Origin of the sequence: Mucilaginibacter sp., from assembly GCF_039925265.1 — a bacterium.
Classification (GTDB): Bacteria; Bacteroidota; Bacteroidia; order Sphingobacteriales; family Sphingobacteriaceae; genus Mucilaginibacter.
The window spans coordinates 124473-142943 of the sequence record NZ_JBDSZG010000057.1; the positions used below are offsets into that span (position 1 = coordinate 124473).

An 18471-nucleotide genomic window follows, 5' to 3' on the forward strand; every position below is an offset into this window, starting at 1 on the left:
AAGACCGAAGTGTGCCCACGTTAAACCGATATTTTAATTTTTGCCAACAATTTAAACTTTATACAATGGCTAATTGCTACTTAAATAAATATTTTACGGCTTTGGTTATACTGATGCTGGCACTGGCTACAAGCAGCCACGCCATGCAGCAGGATACCACCGCCAAGGGTAGTACCCGTCCGGGTATGGCCGGCGGGCTTGTGCTCGACGAGTACGGCAACCCCCTTAAAGGCGTAAAGGTTGCCGTAAAAGGCAAAGCCGATACCACCCGTACCGATAAGAACGGCCGGTTTGAGATAAGCACCGCAGCCAATAATACGCTGGTATTTAAAGCCCCTAATTATAATACCCGCGAAGCCACTTTTAAAGGCAGCGACCTAACCGTAAGGCTGGTAGATGCCTACATTAAAGCGCCATCGACCATTAACGTGCTGTACGGCACTGCCGCTGCTGATAAGAGTTTAGGGGCCATATCTACCATTTACACCAACCAGCTAACCAGCACACCCGCTACGCTTTACACTTACGCATTACCAGGGCAACTGGCGGGTTTATATACGCAGCAACGTGGCGGTTTTGCTATCCCACAAACCTCGGGGCAAACCGTTGGCGATTTTATTGGTAACGTGGTGTTGCACAACAACTACCAGGCAAATGATAATACCGAATTTTTCCTGAACCTGCGCGGCCAGTCGCCAATTACCATTATAGATGGAGTACAGCGTGAGATCTCCTCCCTCGATCCGGAAAGCATTGAATCTGTATCGGTTTTGAAGGATGGTTTATCCACCATTTTATTAGGCGTAAACAGCTCACGCGGTATCATCTTAATTACAACCAAACGTGCGCAGGCGGGTGCGCCGCGCATCTCTTTTACCGCGCAAACTGCATCGCAAACACCACTGGGCCTGCCAAATCCGCTGCCTGCATACCAATATGCTTATTTGTATAACGAGGCCTTGCAGAACGATGGTAAGCTGCCGATTTATAGCGCTACTGATTTTGCCGCATACCGCGATGGCAGCGACCCTACACGCCACCCGGATGTGAACTGGTACAAAACTATCCTCCGCAAAAACTCACCAATGACCAGCTATAAGCTGAATGTGAACGGCGGCAGCGAGATTGCCCGCTACAGCGTATCGTTGAACTATATGAACCAGGACGGCATGTTTAACACCGCGCCGGATGTAACTTACAACACCAATAACAACCTTAACCGCTACATCATCAATACCGATGTTACGGTAAATGTAACCAAGAAATTTGTGGTAGACCTGCAGATGTTCGGGCGCATTCAATCGCTAACACAACCGGGCTCGGGATATTCAAACATTTTAGGCGCTTTATACAGCACACCCGGCAACGCTTACCCGGTACGTAATCCCGATGGTTCTTTCGCGGGTACCACTACCTATACCAACAACCTTTTAGCGCAAACAGAGTATTCGGGCTACCAGCGCGCAAACGCCAACGACGTGCTGGCCAACCTCGATCTGACCTATGATATGAGCAGCATCACCAAGGGGTTGTCCGGCAAGGCAATGGGTAACCTGGCGCTATCATCACAAAGTTTGGTGAACAGATCATTACAAAACAATGTGTTTTTAATAAAGGCCGATGATTCTTACGCGGGCGTTGGCTCACCATCGCAGCAGCAGAATAACTTTAGCAGCGTATCCAGCGCGCGTTATTTTTACGGTCAGCTTGCTTTAAATTACGACCGTACTTTTGGTAAGCATAACTTCACCGGTAAGCTGATGTACGATACGCGGTCGATGAACCTTAACTTCGACTTAACCGCAACCACCACCAACGAAGCCCTGAAGGCTGGCTACAATTACGACGGAAAATACTTTATAGAAGGTGCCGTAAACCGCAGTGGTTACAGCCGCTACGCGCCGGGCAGGCAGTTTGGCGTGTTTTTCGCGGGCGGCCTGGGTTGGCAAATGGGTAAGGAAGATTTTATTAAAGATAACCTGAGCTTTATCTCCTCGTGGAAATGGCGTGCCACCTACGGCCGCAACGGTAACGGCAATGTAGACAACTATGGTTATTACAACTTTATTCAAACCTACGGCTCGCCAAATGGCTACCAGTACAGCACCGGCACCAGCCGCAGCGATGTGCAGGGGATATTTGCCAACTCGCTGGCTAACCCGCTCATCAGCTGGGAAAAAGCTGATAAAATTGATGTAGGTGCCGATATCTCCCTGTTCAATAATCACCTCGGTATTACTGCCGATTACTACCACGACCGCTATAAAGACCTGTTGCAGGTACGCGGCCGCAACATACTGCTGTTGGGTACACCGTATTCTGTAGAGAACATTGGCGTGGTATTAAACACCGGTACCGAACTTACTTTGACGTATCAAAACAACATCAACAATTTCAATTACTTCTTTTCGGGTAATGCATCGGTACAAAAATCTACCAGCGTTTTTAGCGACGAAACACCAACGCCTTACCCATGGCTGCGCCGCACGGGCCAGTCTACAAACGCTATCTATGGCTACCAGGCTTTGGGCTTCTTTAACAACGCCCAGGAAGCAGCGGCAAGTGCTACTACAACCGGCTACACCGCGCAGGCAGGCGATGTAAAATATGCCGATCTGAACAACGACGGCATCATCAACCAGTTTGATATCACCAACATTAGCAACAACAAGGCACTCATCTTTTACGGTGCATCGCTTGGGTTCAACTACAAATGCTTTGGCTTCAGCATGATCATCCAGGGGGTAGAGAACAGGCAGTTCCTGTTTGATAACGCTATGGTGAACGGCTTCGCGGGCATCGGCTTCCTTGGCCTTACCCAGGCAGGGCAGGGGTATGATAACCTTACCGGCCGTTGGACGCCAGAAACCGCAGCGACAGCAACATTGCCACGCTTAACAACAGGTAACGCCAACAACACCGCATATAGCAGCCTGTACGTTCGCTCAGGCGATTACATCAGGCTGAAAAACGCGGAAGTAAGTTATAACCTGCCCTACAGTTGGGTAAAGAAACTAAGATTAGCGGGCGTACGCTTATTTGCCAATGGCGAAAACCTGGTAACCTTTTACGGCTATAAAGACATCGACCCGGAGGTTAGCAACGGCGCGTATCCTATACAAAGGATAGTGAACGCAGGGTTTACCGTTAAGCTTTAATTTTTGGCCATCATAAAAAATACGATCATGAAAAATCACAAAAATATTATAGCGGCCCTGATACTGATACTGGCAATTGCCGGCTGCAAAAAATACGAGCAGTTCCCTGTGGACAAGGTAGGGATCGACAAGATCTTCGATAGCCGCGATTCTGCCGGTGTAAACGCGCAGCATTACCTGTACGGTATTTATTCGATACTGAAGAACGGGCAAAACAGGGTAGGGGGCGATTACCTGGATGTCGCATCAGACGATGCCATCTCATCAGCCTCGGGCCCAACTAACGCATCAACCGTGCTGGCTACCGCATCGTACAACTCCTATACCATCCCTAATGAGGAAAACTTGTGGGGAACCTATTACGCGGGCATCCGCCAGGCAAACGAGTTTGTAAACAACATTGGTGTAGTGCCGGTACTGGCCAAATACAATGGCTACTCGCAAAAATTTGTGTGGAAAAGCGAAGCACGCTTTCTTAGGGCCATGTTCTACTTCGAATTGGTAAAACGCTACGGTGGTGTACCGTTGATGGGTAACAAGGTATATACCATTACCGATGATATATCGCTGCCCCGCAACACTTTTGATGATTGCATAAAATACATTGTAAGCGAGTGCGATGCCATAAAAGATTCGCTGCTGGTTTATCCGTTAGCTTTACCGGCCGCCAAGGAAGCAGACAGCCACCGCCCTACAAAAGGATCGGCCCTGGCATTAAAGGCCAAAGTGCTGTTATATGCTGCCAGTCCGCTGTTTAATGGTGGTAATATTGATGCTGCAAACCCATTAACCGGTTACACCAGTTTTGATGCCAACCGCTGGACGGCCGCTGCTGCCGCTTGCAAGGCTGTGATGGATTTGAACACCTATTCGTTACTGTCAAACTATAAAGATATTTTCATCACCCAATACAACCCCGAGATCATATTCTTCCGCCAGGGTGGCAATGGCAACGGAGTAGAAACTACAAACGGCCCGGTAGGTTTTACCGGTGCCACAGGCAAAGGGCAAACCAGCCCAACGCAGCAGTTAGTAGATGCTTTCCCGATGGCGAATGGCCTGGCCATAACCGACCCTGCATCCGGGTACGACCCAAACAACCCGTACAATAGCCGCGACCCGAGACTCACTTATAATATTATTTACAATGGTGCACAATGGCTTAATACCTCTATCCAAACTTTTGAGGGCGGGCAAAGCAAACCAAATACAACGCTGCAGCAAACCAAAACGGGTTACTACATGCGCAAGTTCATGGGCAATTTCGAAAGCACAAACGCTTACAGTTCGCACAGTACCGATTGGGTGATCTTACGCTACGCGGATATTGTCTTGGGCTACGCCGAGGCACTTAACGAATCTGCCGGGGCAACGCCCGGGGTTTACAACGCAGTGATCAAGATCCGCCAGCGTGCGGGCATAGCGGCAGGCTCGGGCCAGTATGGCTTAAAAGCGGGGATGACCAGGGCCGAGATGCGCGTCATTATACAAAACGAAAGGCGCGCGGAATTCGCCTTTGAGGAAAGCCGTTATTGGGATATTCGCCGCTGGAAAATTGCCGAAACCGTGATGAACCAGCCGCGCACCGGCGTAAGCATTGTAAAGGTGGGCAGCAGCTTAAACTACAACCCCATTAATGTGCTGACGACCAAGTTCGACTCGCCAAAAATGTACCTGTACCCAATACCTTATGATGAAGTGCAGAAGAACCCGAATATGAAACAAAACCCCGGATGGTAATACCTGAAAGAATCAATTAAACCAATTAATTAAGAAGTTATGAGAAAAATAATACTTTTCTTTCAAATCATACTAACATTGTTTCCGGCGGCTTTGTATGCTCAAAATACAGCCATAACCGGCAAAGTACGCGATATTACAGGCGTGCTGCCCGGGGTAACTATTGTAGAGAAAGGATTGCCAACCAATGGCGTTACTACCGATGTGAACGGCAGGTTCTCGCTTACGCTGAGAGGGCAGAGCAAGGTAGTTATTGTACGCTTTATAGGCTACAACACACAAGAAGTAAAAGTGCAGGACGGGCAGGTGCTTGATCTGATCATGCAAACCAGCACCAACAGTATCGACGAGGTATCGGTGGTGGCCTACGGTACCCGTAAACGTATTACCAATACCGGTGCGGTAAGTTCTATATCGGCCGGCGAGATCCGCACCGTACCAACAGCCAACGTGCAAAACGCGTTAACAGGTAAATTACCGGGCTTCTTTTCGCAGCAGGGTTCGGGCCAGCCGGGTAAGGATGCGTCAGATTTTTACATCCGTGGTGTAAGCTCATTAAACGCGGCAGGTAACCAGCCCCTTATTATTGTTGATGATATTGAGTACAAATACGATCAGTTACAGCAGATAAACGTAAACGAAATTGAAAGTATCTCCATCCTGAAGGATGCATCTACCACGGCTATCTACGGTATTAAAGGTGCCAACGGCGTGTTGGTGGTTACCACTCGTCGCGGTAAAGGCGGCACACCCAAAATTAATATCAGGGTAGAGGGCGGTATGGCCCAGCCAACAAAAACGCCAAAATTTTTAAACTCCTACGATGCTGCCGTGCTGATAAACGAAGCACAAGTAAATGACGGCCTTCAGCAGAGTTTTAGCCAAGCCGACCTGAACCACTTTAAAAGCGGCGACGACCCATACGGCCACCCGGATGTGAACTGGTACGAGAAGATCTTTAAGAAACAAAGCTATCAGGCTAATACCAATTTGGATATTTCGGGCGGAACAAACGCACTAAAATACTTTGTATCCGGCGGTGCCTTAAACCAAAACGGTTTGGTGCGCGATTTTAATGACCCACAGGCTATGGTGAACACCAACTATTACTTCCGCAGGTATAATTTCCGCTCGAATTTAGATCTCCGGGTAAACAGTACTTTAGACCTCCGTTTGGATGTAACCACCCGCTTTAGCGATTTAAACCAGCCCTACAACCAAAATGCGGTAGGGGAGATCTACGACTTTACAAAAGAAACGCCATTTACAGCGCCTTACTTAAACCCTAATGGGACGTATAGCTACGCGTATTCGCCCTTTAACCCCAACCACCTGCCAACGTTGAATGCAAGGCTGGCTACAGGTGGTTACCAGCACTCGCGCAGAACAGATTTTAACTTCCTGTTTGGTGCCACCCAAAAACTGGACGCGCTTACCGATGGCCTGTCATTAACCGGCCGTATAGCGTATTCCAGCACCGAGCAGTTCACCAAGCAGATCTTCAACGAGGGCATCCCTGCTTATCATTACGATGCGGTTACGCAGCAGTATTCGCTGCGCCCGGGTGCAACCTATGTTTATCAGAATTACGGTCTTACCGGTAATACCGATATTAACACCAATAATTACAACCTGCAGGTATACTTGAATTACGACCGCACCTTTAGCAATGCACACCACTTTTCGGCGCTGGCCTTGTTTAACCAAACATCAAACACACTATATGCCGCTCCGTTTTTAGCCGGTAATTTGGTAGCTGTTCCGCAGAAATTCAGGGGAGTATCTGGCAAGGTGGCGTACGATTACAAACAAAAATACCTGGTAGATTTTAACATGGCCTATAACGGAACCGACCGTTTTGCCGCCAATCACCGCTTCGGTATCTTCCCGGCTGTAAGTATTGGTTACAACTTAGTGAAGGAGGATTTCTTTACGGATGCGCTTCCAATGTTCAGCCTGTTTAAACTAAGGGCCAGCTATGGTTTGGTAGGTTCTGATGCCGCGCCGGGTAACCGTTACGTATACAACCAGGTTTATAACAATAGCGGCGGCTACAATTTTGGGCAATCGCAGCAAAACTATGGTGCCATTGCAGAAGGCTCGCTGGGTAATAGCGAAGTTGTTTGGGAGCGCGCCAAAAAGCTCGACATTGGTTTGGATATGAACTTATTTAAGGATAAGGTATCGGTAACGGTAGACTATTTCCACGATGTGCGCTACAACCAGCTCATCACTCCCGGCAGTGTGCCATTGATCTTAGGTGTAGATCTTCCTGCCGTAAATATCGGTCGTACCCAAAACCAGGGTTTCGACGGGCAGATCAGCTATCATGGCAATACAGGCAAACTGCAGTACAATGCCGGCCTGGTATTCTCTTACGCAAAAAACAAAATTTTATTTAAGGACGAGGCCTCGCCTGCCTACCCATGGCTGGCACAAACCGGCTACTCCATTGGTCAGCAACAAGGCTACCACTTTTTGGGCTACTACACTGCCGACGATATTGCCGCCATTACCGCCTACAAAGCCGCGCACCAGGGTTCTAACGTGGGTAACGCGCTTGCCCTGCCGGATAACGGCATCCCCCTGCAACCCGGCGACCTGAGGTACCAGGATCTGAACGGCGACGGTATCATCAACGTATTTGATAAACGCGCCATTGGTAACCCCAACCTGCCGAACACCATATTGGGTTTATCGCTGCAGGCGGTTTACAAAGGCTTTAGCGTAAGCGTGCTGTTCCAGGGATCGTTCAATTACAGCTTCGCGGTACTGGGTACCGGTATCGAGCCATTCCAGAGCCAGTTTCAGCCTATCCACCAGGAGCGCTGGACACCGGCAACAGCAAGTACCGCTAATTTTCCACGCTTAGGCTTCAACCCGACATCAATAAACAGCCCTACCGCTTACTTTAGCGATTACTGGCTGGTTGATGCCTACTACATCCGTTTAAAAACCATCGACATTGGCTACCAGCTGCCAAACAAACTGCTGCCGTTTAAAATAAACAACGCCCGTATTTATATGAGTGCATACAACCTGTTCACCTGGGACAATTATAACAAGTACCAGCAGGATCCGGAGATCTCTACCAACACCGCGGGCGATGCCTACATCAACCAGCGTGTAGTGAACCTTGGGATCCAGTTAGGCTTTTAAATTTGATTGAAATTTAAGGCAACAGGGTTAACATCGATAAGGTGTTAACCCTTGTTGTTTTTAAGGAAAAAAAAAGCGTAATAAGGGACTTTTTTGCCTTTTTACAGGTTTTCTGCACACAGTCCATCACAGTTATTGCCCCGGTATTTTTTACATTAGCAACATGTTTCCAACTATAGGCGACCTGGTTTACTATCTCTTTCACATACGGTTTTCGTTCCCCATACAAACGCTTGGCTTGTTTATCGTTTTGTCGTTTTTGCTGGCTTATGTAGTTTTTACTTCAGAATTTAAACGCTACGAAGCGAATGGAAAGATCCACGCATTTAAACGTAAAGCGCTTGTAGGGCAACAGGTTACCGTATTGGATGTTCTGGTGAATTTTACGCTGGGGTTTGCTTTCGGCTTTAAAGTTTTTGGCGCGGCGCTCAACTACAGCAAGTTCCAAACAGACCCGAGGAAATATATCTTTTCCACGCAGGGCAACCTCCTTGCCGGGATTCTGCTGGGCGCTGGTTTTGCCTTCTGGATCTACCTCGACCGTAAAAAACAAGCCCTGCCCCAACCCAAGGTAGTGGAGCAGACCCGCCACCCCTACCAACTGATGGGCCTCATCGTTTTTAGTGTTGGCTTTTTTGGTTTCATTGGTGCCAAGCTGTTTGATGCACTGGAGCATATAGACCAGTTTATGTATGATCCGCTTGGGGTATTTTTCTCCGTAAACGGCTTTGCTTACTATGGCGGACTGATATTTGGGGCGCTTACCTACCTTTATATCGGCTACCGCTACGGTATGAAACAGGTACACCTGGCAGACATTGGCTCGCCCGGTATGATGCTGGCTTACGGTATTGGCCGCATAGGCTGCCAGCTGTCCGGCGATGGGGATTGGGGTATCATCAACCGGCACATTAAACCGAACTGGCTCAACTGGCTGCCAGATTGGGCCTGGAGTTTTAAGTATCCGCATAACTCTATCAACGCGGGTGTATCCATTCCCGGCTGTAGTGGCAATTACTGTAGCCAGCTGGTGCAGGGCGTATATCCAACCCCGCTTTACGAACTGGTGCTGTGCATCGGCATGTTCGGGCTGATGTGGGCCTTCCGCAAAAAGATAAAAACACCAGGGCTGATGTTCTCTATCTACCTTATCCTCAACGGAGGAGAGCGGTTTTTGATAGAGCATATTCGCATAAATTTTTATTACAGTTTTTTAGGCCTTACTTTTACACAAGCCGAACTAATAGGCGGGCTGATGTTGCTCGGCGGATTGGCTGGACTAACAATTATTGGCTGTAAGCGTTACATATCACCAAAAAAAACTGCATAAACCCATTGATGATGTATCCTATTCCCTATATGAAAAGGCTTGTGCTATTATGTTTTATTTGCTGCGCGATGCATAAAGGCATGGCTCAAACCAACCCCGTAAACCTTACAGATATAAAATTTACGGTGACCGAAGCGCCGGAATGGTCGGCATTGCTGAAGCGGAATACCGGCTGGTTTGGCGGGGATGGCATTTATACTATTCCGCTAAGTGGGGTAGAGAGCAGGCAGTCGAAACCAAAGGATAAGATCTTGTTCATCTTCAGCGATAGCATGATAGGCGAAGTGCGCGATAATACCATGATGCCGGGCTATAAAATGATCCATAATTCGGTTGCGCTGTTCAACGGGAACAAGCCACTGGCTAAGCAAATGAAGTTTTATTGGGATAAAGACACGAAGGGCAATGCCGAATCGCTGTTCATCCCCAAAACCCCAAAAACCGACAGCAGCGACTACTACTGGCTGGGCGATGGTTTTGTAAACCAGGCGAATAATGCAACCTACATCTTCGGGTACCGGGTGCGGAATGTGAGCAGCGGGGCATTTGGTTTCAGGGAAGTTGGTAACACACTCATCAAAATTCCTGCAGGCAGCAAACCGCCCTACAAAGAACTGAAACAGATGGACACACCTCTTTACCTGCTGGATGACAAGAATGATATCGGGTCATTTGGCGCGGGTGTTTATGTAAATACCAAAGCCGCCGGCGCACCAAAACCCGATGGTTATATTTATACCTACGGCGTGCGCGGCATGGTAAAAAACCTGATGGTGGCCCGCGTGCTGCCAAAAGATTTTGAAAATTTTGGCAAATGGACCTATTGGGATGGCAGTGCCTGGGTAAGCGATATTGGTAAGGTAGCCAACATTACCGACGGCGTTTCTAACGAGCTAAGCGTATCTGCCCTGCCGGATGGGCGCTACGCGTTAATTTTTCAGCAGGGTGGCATGAGCACTATTGTAGGGATGCGAATAGGGGCGAGCCCCGTGGGTCCGTTTGGCCCCATCATTAAGCTATGGGATTGCAAACCCGACCTGGTGGAGAAAACCTTTGTAGTGTACAACGCCAAAGCGCACCCAAGCTTATCTAAACCGGGGGAGCTGATCATCAGCTATAACATCAACTCTGTAGAGTTTATTAAGGATCTTAAGGTACATCCCAACCTGTACCGGCCCCGGTTTATCAGGGTAAAGTTTCAGTAAGGTTTCGGGCTGGTGTGGCGACACTCACCAGATGACGAGGTATATATTTCTTCTTTTTTCCGCTGACGGGGTACGATAAAAAGGTTTACAAAAGTTAACACAATTCAAAATATATATTTATAATTTATTGGTAATCAATTTGTTGTGTTTTTACAGGGTTTACATAAAAAGTACTTTTTTATTAATGATTTTGTTTGTGTGTAGCGTCTTCCAAATCCTTATTCAAAACGTTTTAAAAGGCTCTTATAGCTTTTTGTCCGCTCTTACATATTCCCTTGAAAGGTAACTACCCGTTTGCGGTGCCTCACTCCAATAGCGTGCTAATTTGTTTAAATCGTGAGATCCCGCTTTTTCTCACATATAATTTGTTACTTTAAAAATAATATATAATTTAGCTAAATCAATTTAGCATTTACCACTAATTAACTAAAATGAAGAAATTATTAATGCTTGCCGCAATTGTGGTAATGTGCAGCTTTCAAACAAAAAAGCCCGTTAAAATTGTGTTCTTCGGCGATTCTATTACCGAGTACGGCGTACGCCCCGATGGCTACATTACCCTGTTTCAACAAAAATTAAAAGATAATAACAAGGCTGCCGATTACGAAGCCGCCGGAGCAGGCATTGGTGGTAATAAGATCTATGATCTGTACCTCCGTTACGAAGACGATGTGCTGACCAAGAACCCCGATGTGGTTGTGATATGGGTAGGGGTGAACGATGTTTGGCACAAGCGCATGTTTGGTACCGGCACCGATTGGGACAAATTCGGTAAATTCTATACCGCGCTCATCAAGAAATTCCAGGCAAAGGGTATTAAGGTTACCATTTGTACCCCGGCTTCCGTAGGTGAGAAAACCGATTTTAGTAATGAACTGGACGGCGATCTGAACAAATACTCGCAGATCATCCGTGATATAGCGGCACAAAACAATTGCGGGTTGATAGATTTTCGCAAGACATTCCACGAGTACGGGTTAAAAAATAATCCGCAGAACAAAGACAGGGATATCCTCACCGTAGATGGCGTGCACCTGAATGCCGAGGGCAACAAACAAGTGGCTGATATCATGTATCAAACACTGATAAAATAGTATTTTTGGTTTATTTTTGGTTTGGAGGAGGCGGTGGCGCCTCCTCTTTTTTTAACAATTGCTAAAACGATTTTAGCCGCCAATTAGATAGATTGTCGATAAATTGAGTTTACAAATGAAGAGAGTTTTACATATCTGCACAGCTTTAGTACTTATTACCCGCATGCTTTCCGCACAGGAAGTAAACCTGGTTAAGTACGTAAACACCCGGCAGGGTACCAATACCAAGTACGAATTTTCATACGGTAATACCTATCCTGCCACCTCGCTGCCTTTTGGTATGAACACCTGGACGCCCCAAACCGGTAAAAACGGCGACGGCTGGAAGTACCAGTATTTTGAGAAAAAGATTCGTGGGTTTCAGCAGTCGCACCAATGCAGCTCCTGGGTGAATGATTATGCGGTGTTTTCGCTGATGCCTGTTACAGGCGACCTCGTGGTGAACGAGGATAAACGCGCGGCATCCTTTAGTCATGCTAACGAAATTGCCCAGCCCAGCTACTACAAAGTAAAGCTGGATAACAATATTACCACCGAAATGTCGCCCACCGAGCGAGGCGCACACCTTCGTTTTACGTTCCCCAAGGGGGCAAGTTCTTATCTTGTACTGGATGGCTACACCAAAATGAGCATGGTGAGCATCGATCCAAAAACAAAGACGATCACCGGCTATGTAAACAATTGCCGCTGGGCACCGCAGGGTTTTAAAAATTACTTTATCATCACTTTTGATAAGCCGTTTACCGCTTTTGGTACCTGGGAAAATAAAAAGAACACCACAAAAGCCGGCATTAAAACTGCCGAAGGCGATGGCGTTGGTGCTTACATCAAATTTAAAGATGGCGAAACGGTGCAGGCTAAAGTAGCATCATCTTACATCAGCCCGGCGCAGGCCGCGCTTACTTTAAAAACAGAATTAGGCGGCTATAAATCATTCAATGATACCCATAAAGCGGCTGATAAAATTTGGAACGCACTGCTTGGCCGCATGGCGGTTGAGGGCGGTACCGAAGAAGAGAAGGCGACCTTTTACTCCTGTATGTACCATGCCAATTTGTTTTCGCATCAGTTTTTTGAATATGGTGAAGATGGCCAACCGCACTACTATAGCCCATATGATGGTAAGGTGCACGATGGTTACATGTATACTGATAACGGTTTTTGGGACACGTTCCGCGCCCAGTTTCCGCTGAATACTATTTTGCATCCAAAAATGGAGGGGCAATTGGTCCAGGCCCTTCTGGATGCACAAAAACAATGCGGATGGTTGCCCTCATGGTCGTTTCCTGGTGAAACGGGCGGGATGTTGGGCAACCATTCCATATCGTTATTAGCCGATGCCTGGATGAAGGGCATCCACAGTTTCGACCCAAAACAAGCCCTGGAAGCCTATTACCACGAGGCTACCAACAAAGGCCCATGGGGCAGCGCCAACGGTCGCCCTGGCTGGAAAGAATATTATGCCGATGGCTTTGTGCCGTACACCAAACAAACCGAGGGCGCTACCGCCTGGACCCTGGAATTTGCTTATGACGATTTTTGCGCCTACCAACTGGCAAAAGCAACCGGCAACAAATATTACGAAGACGTTTTTGCACGCCAGATGTATAACTACAAAAACTTGTTCGACCCGAAAACCCGTTTTATGCGCGCTAAGGATGCTAAAGGCAACTGGATAGAGCCTTTCGACCCGATGGATTGGGGCGGCCCGTACACCGAGGGCAACGCCTGGCATTGGACCTGGTCGGTTTTTCATGATACGCAGGGGCTTATCAACCTGATGGGCGGCGATAAAAATTTCACCGCTAAAATAGATTCGGTATTTACCGAACCGGGTACCATTAAGGTTGGCGGCTACGGGCAGGTTATCCATGAAATGACGGAGATGGCCGAGTTTAAAATGGGCCAGTTTGCCCAGGGGAACGAACCTATTCACCACATGCTGTACATGTACAACTACGCCGGCCAGCCCTGGAAAGCCCAAATGCACCTGCGCGAGGTAATGGACAAAATGTACAACGCTACCGAGAACGGCTACCCCGGCGATGAGGATGAGGGGCAAATGTCGTCGTGGTTTGTACTGAGTGCGGCTGGTTTTTACAGCGTTTGCCCGGGAACCGATCAGTACGTGATCGGTAGTCCGCTGTTCAAAAAAATGACTATAGCGCTGGAAAATGGCAACAAATTTACCATTGAGGCTAATAACAACAGCAAGGCTAACGTATATATCCAATCGGCAACGTTAAACGGCAAGCCGTACACCCATAATTTTATTACCCAAACGGATATTATGAATGGCGGCGTGCTGCATTTAGAAATGGGCGCTCAACCGAATTTAAGCCGAGGATTGGCACCGGAGGATAAGCCATTCTCTTTATCGCGCGCTGAGCGGCCTTAATGAATGATATAAGCGAAAAACAGTCGGAATTGGGCGAAGGCTATTTGGTACTTGCAAAACATTTGAGTTAATTTACAGCACCAATATAACCCGAATTTAAACTTTGCCGGATGGACGCCAAACCCAAGTTTACCGAACGGAAATACCTGTTAGTGCTGCTTTTTGTTACCTCCTTGTTTTTGATGTGGGGGATCTCCATGACGCTGGGCGACGTGCTGAACCGCCATTTTCAAAACGTACTGCACGTGAGCAAGGCCCGTTCGGCCTATGTGCAGTTCTCCATCTTTGGGGCGTACTTTGTAATGGGGATACCGGCGGGGTTGTTCATGAAACGGTTTGGATATAAGAACGGCGTTTTGCTGGGGCTGCTGCTTTATTCCGTAGGGGCATTCCTGTTTATACCGGCTGCCGATGCAGAATCGTTCACCTTCTTCCGGGTGGCACTGTTTATTTTAGCTTGTGGCATGGCAACCTTAGAAACTGTAGCGCATCCCTTTGTAGCGTCACTCGGTGACCAGCGTACCAGCGACCAGCGCATTAACTTTGCCCAGGCATTTAATGGGGTAGGAGGTATCATCGGGCCAATTATTGGCAGTTCCGTTATCTTCGCCGGCGAGCAGGATCTCGTATCGGTAAAGCACCTTTATATCACCATTGGCGCGGTAATTGCCGTAATAGCTATCGCGTTTGCATTTGTAAAAGTCCCCGCGCTTACCGACCCGCATATAGTGGCAACCGACTCTTATTCGGCCGCAGAAGCGCCCCATCCCGATAAAAAGCTTTTTCATCATAAGCACTTTGTTTTCGCGGTGATAGCGCAGTTGTTCAATGTAGCCGCGCAAGGCGGTACCTGGGCCTTTTTTATCAACTACGGGCACGAAGTGATGCATTTTAGCGATGCTAACGCCAGTAGATTTTTTGCACTAAGTATGGTGATGATGATGACAGGCCGTTTTGCCGGTACGTTCCTGATGCGCTTTATCGCTCCTTATAAATTGTTAGCTGCTTTTGCACTTGCCAATATTGTAATGTGCCTTATTGTAGCGCAGGGCTTTGGATGGGTATCGTTTGTTGCGCTTTTGTTCATCAATTTCTTTTTCAGCATTATGTTCCCGACCATATTTAGCCTTGGGTTGAAGAACATGGGTAAGCAAACGCAGCAGGCCTCATCGTTCATTGTGATGGGGGTTGTAGGTGGTGGCTTATTCCCGCTGCTGATGGGTTTAGTTGCCAACCACAGCGTGGCGCATGCCTATTATTTGCCCATTATTTGTTATGCGGTTATCTTCCTTTTCGGCTTTAATTACAAGCGCTTAAATAAAAGCACAGTTGCAGCATAATTTTACGGCAAAATAGTATTAGGATGATTGAGTTTTATTGGAAATCTTTGCAATAAATCGATTTAATGGGCATTTATTGCTCAGCTTGTTCGTGATATTGATTATATTTGAATTTATAAAAATAGCACGTGAAAAAACTCTCCATAGTTGATATTGCCAACCACCTAAACGTTTCTAAAACCACCATCTCATTTATACTGAACGGGCGCGCGCAGGAGAAACGAATTGGCAAAGAACTGGTAGACCGTGTACAAAAATTTGTAGACGAAGTAGGGTATAAGCCCAATTCACTGGCCAAGAGTTTGCGCACCGGTAAATCAAATATTATTGGCCTTATGGTGGAGGATATCTCCAACCCCTTCTTCGCGGCTATAGCAAGGCTCATTGAAGACAGGGCCTACAAAAACGGTTATAAAATTATTTATTGCAGTACCGATAACGATACCTCTAAAACCAAGGACCTCATCAATATGTTCCGCGACAGACACGTGGATGGCTATATTATTGCCCCGCCCGAAGGCATAGAGGAGGACATTAGCTCGCTGATAAAAGACGGGATGCCCGTGGTTTTGTTCGACAGGCATTTGCCAAATGTAAGCACCGATTACGTGGAGATTGACAACCTGTTCAGTACCTACAATGCCACTATGCATTTAGTGCAGCAGGGGTATAAAAACATTGCCTTTGTCACTTTCGCGTCGCATCAAACGCAAATGCAGGCGCGTTTGCAGGGCTATAAAGACGCCATAAAAGCCAGCGGATTAAAACCGGTGGTGCAGGAGATCGTGTTCGATCAGAACGAAGAACTGATCATGGGGCCCATAGCTACCTTCCTCAAAAAAAATAAAAATCTCGACGCGGTGTTCTTTGGTACCAACCATGTAGGCACCTGCGGGCTAAAAGTGATCAATAATCTTGGGCTAAAAGTACCCGGGGACCTTGCGCTGATCTCCTTTGATGATTACGATGTGTTTAAACTGTTCTCACCACCTGTGAGCGCGATAGCCCAGCCTATCGAAGCAATTGCCGATAGCGTGATCACTGTGCTGCTTAACAAACTAAACACTTCATCCCAACATATCAGTTCTCAATCCATCGTGCTAAAAACCGATTTCAATATCCGGGGTTCCTCTAAAGCAAAATAAACCTTGGTCGGTGTGGCCACAAATTCCCAGTTTTTGGTGCTTTTCTCTTGAAATAAATTTTTAACAAAATTTAACACAGAATTGTCATAGAATTATCATCTGGTATTGATTATATCCCTATCTTAGGGCAAATCAATATAACATATGCCAAGAGGAAACCAGCACCTGCGCTTTGTTAAGTTATTTTTATCATTGTTGATGTTGTTAGCGGGTTTTAATGGCCTCGCTCAATCTATCCCGTTGGCAAATGCCTTCGCTCATAACGATTATTGGCATAAACGCCCTTTGTTTGACGCGCTTGATAATGGCTTTACACACATGGAAGCTGATATTTACCTGCGTAACGGCAAGCTGATAGTAGCCCACATTTTGCCAATGCTGGAAAAAAGCCGCACGCTGGAAAGCCTTTACCTTGCGCCGCTGATGGATTGCATTAATGGCAATAGCAAACTGGCGGCCCGCCCCGTGGCTCCCATTACCCTGATGATAGATATTAAATCTAACGCCAATAAAACTTATTCGGCTTTAGAGGTGCTGCTGAATAAATACAGATCGGTGATCTCCGGGTACGAAAACGGTGTTTACGTACAGCGACAGATAAACATTGTTATAACGGGTAACAAGCCGTTTAAAATGTTGAAAGCAGAGCAAAATCGCCTTGCTTTTATTGACGAGGATCTGATGAAAACCTATCATGATACGCTTGCGACCAACGTGTACCAAACCGCAAGCTGCAAATACGGTAAAATGCTTAAGTGGAGCGGCAAAGGCGAAATGCCGGCAAACCAAAAGCAGAAGCTGAGGGCCTTTGTGAACATGGCCCATAAATTCGGCAAAAAAGTAAGGCTGTGGGCTTCGCCGGAAAACGAGGTGGTTTGGACACAGTTACTAAATTGCGGCGTAGACCTGATAAATACCGATAAACTGGAAGAATTGAAAGGTTTTTTACTGGCGAGACAAGGCACCTATGCAAATGTAGACCTACCTTAAACGGAAATTAAAAGCATAAAAAATCATCTACAGCCATGCTTTTTAATCAATACAATTGTTTTATCGTTAGATCACGTCCTCCGAATCGCGCGGATACTGCTAAAGAAGTCCTCTGAGGAACTGGCATTATGCACATATCCATTATTGTCGGCTGCTGCCCGCGCGTTGGTAAAACCACTCAATATTACACACGCACACAGCAGTGTTATGATTTTTTTGAACTTAACTGTGCATTTTTGCACCAAAATACTACAAACGTTGGGCGAACCAGAAAGTAAAAGTGTTTCCATATACTTTATATTGGTAGAAAATTAGTAGTAGTATAAATTGGAGATATTGCAAAAACGATACAAAATTACACGCACGAAATAATATTTATTCTAATCAATCAAATATACTAAGCATATTTCACTAAAGTATAAAGTGCTGTATTTTAATGATAAACAAAATGATGAGTATATGTATCTATCATGTGGTATAGCTAAGGGCTCTGTCGACTTCAATACCTTTGCTAATTACTTTTCCCTATTAAAATGAAAGAATTTCATAGAAGATTCAGGAGTGCTTGTGAAAACATGCGGAGAGGGATTCAACGAAAACAAAAAACTCTTCAAATATCCAATATGTTATAAGTGTTTTCTTCCTTATTCACCAAAATACTCACCACTGTTTAAATACAGATTAACTTAGATAATGTTCAGTTATCCTATGTTGAGCATTACTGAATGGACATATAAAACCCATTCTGGAGCGTTTAGGGACGCAAACCTAATCTCCTCCTTTTCTCTCCCTAAAAACACCTGTTAAAAAAGCTATTTATACCCTGTAACACCAATAGTTTTTATACGCACATTTGGTAAGCATTTAATTACCACTTTACAAAACAGCCTCCGCTTGCTACAATGCAAAAAT

The 18471-nt window shown here is 46.5% G+C and carries 10 protein-coding genes; all 10 read left to right on the forward strand.

Features of this window, described 5'->3' with window-relative positions:
* Window positions 1-65: 65 nt before the first annotated feature.
* The 10 genes from ABIX36_RS24965 (at window position 66) to ABIX36_RS25010 (ending at window position 17559) form a co-directional block, all read left to right on the forward strand.
* Window positions 66-3158, forward strand: a complete 3093-nt coding sequence (locus ABIX36_RS24965) for a SusC/RagA family TonB-linked outer membrane protein (protein ID WP_348084891.1) — start codon at window positions 66-68, stop codon at window positions 3156-3158.
* Between the two features lie 27 nt (window positions 3159-3185).
* Window positions 3186-4898 carry a RagB/SusD family nutrient uptake outer membrane protein gene (locus ABIX36_RS24970; protein WP_348084892.1) on the forward strand — a complete coding sequence of 571 codons (1713 nt, stop codon included), beginning with the start codon at window positions 3186-3188 and terminating at the stop codon, window positions 4896-4898.
* Between the two features lie 39 nt (window positions 4899-4937).
* Window positions 4938-8057, forward strand: a complete 3120-nt coding sequence (locus tag ABIX36_RS24975; protein WP_348084893.1) for a TonB-dependent receptor — start codon at window positions 4938-4940, stop codon at window positions 8055-8057.
* A 163-nt stretch (window positions 8058-8220) separates the two neighbouring features.
* On the forward strand, window positions 8221-9387 hold the full coding sequence (locus tag ABIX36_RS24980; protein WP_348084894.1) for a prolipoprotein diacylglyceryl transferase family protein: 1167 nt from the start codon (window positions 8221-8223) through the stop codon (window positions 9385-9387).
* Window positions 9388-9467: 80 nt separating this feature from the next.
* Complete coding sequence (locus ABIX36_RS24985) at window positions 9468-10592, forward strand: DUF4185 domain-containing protein (protein ID WP_348084895.1); 1125 nt, start codon at window positions 9468-9470, stop codon at window positions 10590-10592.
* Window positions 10593-11023: 431 nt separating this feature from the next.
* Window positions 11024-11686: an SGNH/GDSL hydrolase family protein gene (locus ABIX36_RS24990; protein WP_348084896.1), complete on the forward strand. Its 663-nt coding sequence runs from the start codon at window positions 11024-11026 to the stop codon at window positions 11684-11686.
* A 115-nt stretch (window positions 11687-11801) separates the two neighbouring features.
* Window positions 11802-14084: a GH92 family glycosyl hydrolase gene (locus ABIX36_RS24995; RefSeq protein ID WP_348084897.1), complete on the forward strand. Its 2283-nt coding sequence runs from the start codon at window positions 11802-11804 to the stop codon at window positions 14082-14084.
* Between the two features lie 110 nt (window positions 14085-14194).
* A complete protein-coding gene (locus ABIX36_RS25000) occupies window positions 14195-15424 on the forward strand; it encodes a sugar MFS transporter (protein WP_348084898.1) in 1230 nt (409 codons plus the stop codon).
* A gap of 128 nt (window positions 15425-15552) precedes the next feature.
* Window positions 15553-16569 (forward strand): substrate-binding domain-containing protein, encoded by a 1017-nt coding sequence (locus ABIX36_RS25005; RefSeq protein ID WP_348084899.1) that lies wholly within the window; start codon window positions 15553-15555, stop codon window positions 16567-16569.
* Between the two features lie 144 nt (window positions 16570-16713).
* Complete coding sequence (locus ABIX36_RS25010; protein ID WP_348084900.1) at window positions 16714-17559, forward strand: phosphatidylinositol-specific phospholipase C/glycerophosphodiester phosphodiesterase family protein; 846 nt, start codon at window positions 16714-16716, stop codon at window positions 17557-17559.
* The last annotated feature ends 912 nt before the right edge of the window (window positions 17560-18471 follow it).

What these genes read in the sequence shown, in the direction of transcription:
- ABIX36_RS24970 (WP_348084892.1), top strand. Translation starts at nt 3,186, where the DNA reads ATGAAAAATCACAAAAATATTATAGCGGCCCTGATACTGATACTGGCA.
- ABIX36_RS24985 (WP_348084895.1), top strand. Translation starts at nt 9,468, where the DNA reads ATGGCTCAAACCAACCCCGTAAACCTTACAGATATAAAATTTACGGTG.
- ABIX36_RS24990 (WP_348084896.1), top strand. Translation starts at nt 11,024, where the DNA reads ATGAAGAAATTATTAATGCTTGCCGCAATTGTGGTAATGTGCAGCTTT.
- ABIX36_RS24965 (WP_348084891.1), top strand. Translation starts at nt 66, where the DNA reads ATGGCTAATTGCTACTTAAATAAATATTTTACGGCTTTGGTTATACTG.
- ABIX36_RS24980 (WP_348084894.1), top strand. Translation starts at nt 8,221, where the DNA reads ATGTTTCCAACTATAGGCGACCTGGTTTACTATCTCTTTCACATACGG.
- ABIX36_RS25010 (WP_348084900.1), top strand. Translation starts at nt 16,714, where the DNA reads ATGCCAAGAGGAAACCAGCACCTGCGCTTTGTTAAGTTATTTTTATCA.
- ABIX36_RS25000 (WP_348084898.1), top strand. Translation starts at nt 14,195, where the DNA reads ATGGACGCCAAACCCAAGTTTACCGAACGGAAATACCTGTTAGTGCTG.
- ABIX36_RS24995 (WP_348084897.1), top strand. Translation starts at nt 11,802, where the DNA reads ATGAAGAGAGTTTTACATATCTGCACAGCTTTAGTACTTATTACCCGC.
- ABIX36_RS24975 (WP_348084893.1), top strand. Translation starts at nt 4,938, where the DNA reads ATGAGAAAAATAATACTTTTCTTTCAAATCATACTAACATTGTTTCCG.